General features: G+C 42.9%; 4 protein-coding genes and 1 pseudogene. All 5 read left to right on the top strand.

The window, feature by feature from the left end; genetic code table 11:
* The first annotated feature begins 53 nt into the window (after positions 1 to 53).
* The 5 genes and pseudogenes from G493_RS30805 to G493_RS34710 all read left to right on the top strand — a co-directional run bounded on the left by G493_RS30805 (position 54) and on the right by G493_RS34710 (position 2,777).
* Complete coding sequence (locus tag G493_RS30805; RefSeq protein ID WP_084813722.1) at positions 54 to 698, top strand: AzlC family ABC transporter permease; 645 nt, start codon at positions 54 to 56, stop codon at positions 696 to 698.
* A gap of 22 nt (positions 699 to 720) precedes the next feature.
* Positions 721 to 1,038: an AzlD family protein gene (locus tag G493_RS0122310; protein ID WP_051309802.1), complete on the top strand. Its 318-nt coding sequence runs from the start codon at positions 721 to 723 to the stop codon at positions 1,036 to 1,038.
* A gap of 129 nt (positions 1,039 to 1,167) precedes the next feature.
* Positions 1,168 to 1,476 (top strand): cupin domain-containing protein, encoded by a 309-nt coding sequence (locus G493_RS0122305; RefSeq protein WP_205623745.1) that lies wholly within the window; start codon positions 1,168 to 1,170, stop codon positions 1,474 to 1,476.
* A 96-nt stretch (positions 1,477 to 1,572) separates the two neighbouring features.
* A pseudogene (locus tag G493_RS33200) lies at positions 1,573 to 1,899 on the top strand (dCTP deaminase); the annotation flags it as partial.
* Between the two features lie 311 nt (positions 1,900 to 2,210).
* A complete protein-coding gene (locus G493_RS34710) occupies positions 2,211 to 2,777 on the top strand; it encodes a sugar O-acetyltransferase (protein ID WP_035275676.1) in 567 nt (188 codons plus the stop codon).
* Positions 2,778 to 3,429 lie beyond the last annotated feature (652 nt).

Below are 3,429 nucleotides of genomic sequence, written 5' to 3'. Positions count from 1 at the left end.
TCAAGCGATAATATTACCTAGTCGGTTGAAATTATTATGCAATTCAAGAAAAGATGGGCCCAGAAGGTTGTGCCATAAATATCGGATGCACCCGGGCGGAGATGTCGGCGATGAATGTCCTGATGTTTGCCGGTTCGGCCCAGTTTGTCATGGTGGATATGTGGAAGGAGCCGCTGTCGGTCTGGGCCGTGGCAATGGCGGTTTTTGTCGTCAACCTCAGATATGTGTTGATCGGGGCCTCCCTTCGCCAGCTATTCCATGGTCAGCCGCTGTGGCGCAAGGCGGCCTTGATGCACCTGGTTGCCGATGAAAACTGGGCTGTGACTATTGCAGAGCAGCGAAAAGGTGCCGTCAGTCCGTTTTTCCTGTTTGGCGGTGGGGTGCTGCTTCTCTGCGCCTGGTCTTTTGGAACCTTGAGCGGCAATCTCTTGGGCGGCTTTATTCGCCAGCCTGAGCAGTATGGTCTCGATTTTGCCTTTATTGCCGTCTTTGCCGCGCTCGCCTTGAGTCTCTGGCGTGGACGAACGGATATGGGCGGCTGGCTGGTGGCAGCGGTGCTTGCCTTTCTGGCGGAACGCTATCTGCCTGGAAAATGGTATATCATGATCGGTGGTGTGGGGGGGGGGCCCTGGTTCCCGCCCTGCTGGAACTGCTCGGAAAAGGGAGAACCAGCCAAAATAGGGAGAACGCAACCGTAAGCCTGTCCGGGGAGGGGAACCGATGAGCGAACCGTTGTTTATCGACAACGGCATTCCTGCGATTGTTCTCGCCGCCCTGATCACCTATGCCTTTCGGCTCGGCGGACTGCTTCTTGCCGATCGACTACCGGAAACTGGGCTGCTGCGAACCTTTCTCGATGGTTTGCCTGGGGCAATCCTGCTCTCTTTGGTGGTTCCGGGGGCAATTCATATGGGAACCACCGGACTTCTTGGGCTGGCCGCTTGCCTGCTAGCTCGTTGGAAAACAGGCAACCTACTGGTAACGATGGCCGCCGGAGTCGGGATGATCGCACTGCTCCGTCACTTGTCCCTGGGGTGAACCAAATGTGACCGTCCAAGACCGTGAAAAACAGTAGGGGTAAGTAAGAAGTGTCAAACGATTATTTACCTTTCCATACGCTATTATTCATATATTCCAATATCGACAAAAGGAGTTAACATGATCGTTATGTCAGAAGAGGCACAAAACAGAAATTTTCTTGGGGTTGATTTTGTTTTGTTATCCCATGGTGCTGAATCAATGGTTACCAAAATGTTGTATAAAAAAGAAGATAATGTACCGTTCCATAAACATCCAAATGAACAGAGCGGTTATGTTATTTCAGGAAAGTATAGGATTGTTTTCAAGACATACGATCAAGTGATAGGACCTGGAGATACCTATAATATTCCTCGCGATGTTGAACATCGTCTGGAAATTATTGATCCTGGTGAAGTAATAGACATATTCAGTCCTCCAAGAAGCGATTACTTGTGATCACCATACCTGGTGATACAGAGGACTTGAGCGTATCGTTTCACATAAATCTAGTTAGATCGAAAAGTGTAAATTAAATTGTAATCATCGAGTAAGGTACTGGAGCCCAATAAACTCTATTTAGGTAGAACACAAAAGTATAAAAAGACCGAGAATTTAGTTCCTATGCTTGAAGGTCGATCTTCCATAGGCAGGTTAGGATTATTTATTCATGTCACTGCTGGTTTTGGTGATGTCGGGTTTACTGGTTATTGGATGCTAGAATTTTTTTGTGTTCAACCGATCAAAATTTATGCTGGGGTTGAAGTGTGCCAAGTTTATTACCATACGACTGAAGGGTGTCACGAGAAATATTCGAGTGGAAAGCATCATGATAATAATGGAATTCAGCCAGGCCTTCTTTATCAAGACTTTGAAAAATGAAATACGCTCAAATGCGAACTGTGATTACAAGATATACCAAATAAGGTTTTAAAAGCTGCACAGGTTATTGAAACAAATGGCTATATATAAATATTGATTGGTTTGCGATGATTTAAAATTACGTTACGTGGCTCTAGTAAATTCGAAACAATCAGCATAAACTCATAAACATACAGTTAATTTTAAAATTTCATATTTACTAAGATGTTTTTCTGTTGATAAAAAGACAGGATTTATCTTAAATTATTTAATAGACGATTTTAGTGAAATTTTGGAGAAACTTCAAAAAACATAGCAACAGAAGTAAGAAAATGAACCACGTTTTGAATTCAGAAAAAGATAAAATGAAATCTGGACAATTGTATAATGCGTTCGATGCTGATTTAGTTAAGGATCGTGTACGAGCTTCGAAACTTTGTACGCAGCTCAACGAGCTTGGAAAAGCTACACAGGAATCTCGAGAAAAAATACTAAAAAAACTGTTCAAAACATGTGGTATGAATGTTTGGGTAGAGTCGCCATTTATCTGTGACTATGGATATCAGATTTCAGTTGGGAGTAATGTATTTATTAATTTTAACTGTACGATTTTGGATGGCGAAGATGTTACAATTGGCAATGACGTTTTAATTGGCCCTAATGTGCAAATTTATTCTGCAACGCATCCAGTAGATTGGAAGGTTCGTAAATCAGGGCTTGAAAATACTTTGCCGGTTACAATTGGAGACAACGTTTGGGTTGGCGGTGGTGTTGTCATTTGCCCTGGAGTTACTATTGGAAATAAATCAACAATCGGTGCTGGAAGTGTAGTGACCAAAGATATTCCTTCAAATGTAGTTGCTGCAGGAAACCCTGCTCGTGTCATTAGGGTCCTTTAAATGTGGAAATTAAGCCTTAATCTAACAGGCACCCTCCAAAAAAATAACTATGGCTAATACAGCTTAGCGTGTTTTTTCGTTCTTATGAGTAGAATATTATTATGCAAAGTTGAACTTGCCATTGTCCCAGACAAGCTTGATAATTGGCTCGGATTACTTTCCATAATAATGCTGCTGTTGCAGCGAGCAAATTCCACCAGAGGAGGGAAAAAATCACTGCACCTTTAAAAACGGAATCATCTTGTCTGGTAAAGTAAACCGACCTGATACTAGAGTTTCAGGGGTCTGCTCACGAAACGGAAAAAATAGCACGCTAAGAGATTTTTAAATCCTACAATAAATTTTAACGGTTATTTCGGAGTGGCCGATAAGCTCCTTTTTTTTAGAAACTTATCTTGCTGCCAAATATAATCACCAGTCAAGTTGATGTGTTCCCAGCCAAGCGGAGACAGATGTGGCCGTAATTCTTTATCTAATTTTCTATACTGCGTGATTTAGCAGGAATCGGTTCCGCACCTTATGTCCGGCGTCTCTCTGCTTAGAAGAAGTCATTCGTTTGAAAAGAAATTTTACCATATCGGGGGATGGGCAAAAATGGCCCTTATGGGATTCCATCACATCATACGTTCGGCAGAGTCTTCGCACGGATTTC

The organism is Desulfogranum japonicum DSM 18378 (assembly GCF_000429945.1).
Taxonomy (GTDB): domain Bacteria; phylum Desulfobacterota; class Desulfobulbia; order Desulfobulbales; family Desulfobulbaceae; genus Desulfogranum; species Desulfogranum japonicum.
The sequence above is the reverse complement of the archived record's forward strand: the minus strand, read 5'-3'. Positions and strand labels throughout refer to the sequence as shown.

Excerpts from the sequence above, each read along its gene's own strand:
- G493_RS30805 (WP_084813722.1), top strand. The coding sequence starts at position 54 with ATGGGCCCAGAAGGTTGTGCCATAAATATCGGATGCACCCGGGCGGAG.
- G493_RS0122310 (WP_051309802.1), top strand. The coding sequence starts at position 721 with ATGAGCGAACCGTTGTTTATCGACAACGGCATTCCTGCGATTGTTCTC.
- G493_RS0122305 (WP_205623745.1), top strand. The coding sequence starts at position 1,168 with ATGTCAGAAGAGGCACAAAACAGAAATTTTCTTGGGGTTGATTTTGTT.
- G493_RS34710 (WP_035275676.1), top strand. The coding sequence starts at position 2,211 with ATGAACCACGTTTTGAATTCAGAAAAAGATAAAATGAAATCTGGACAA.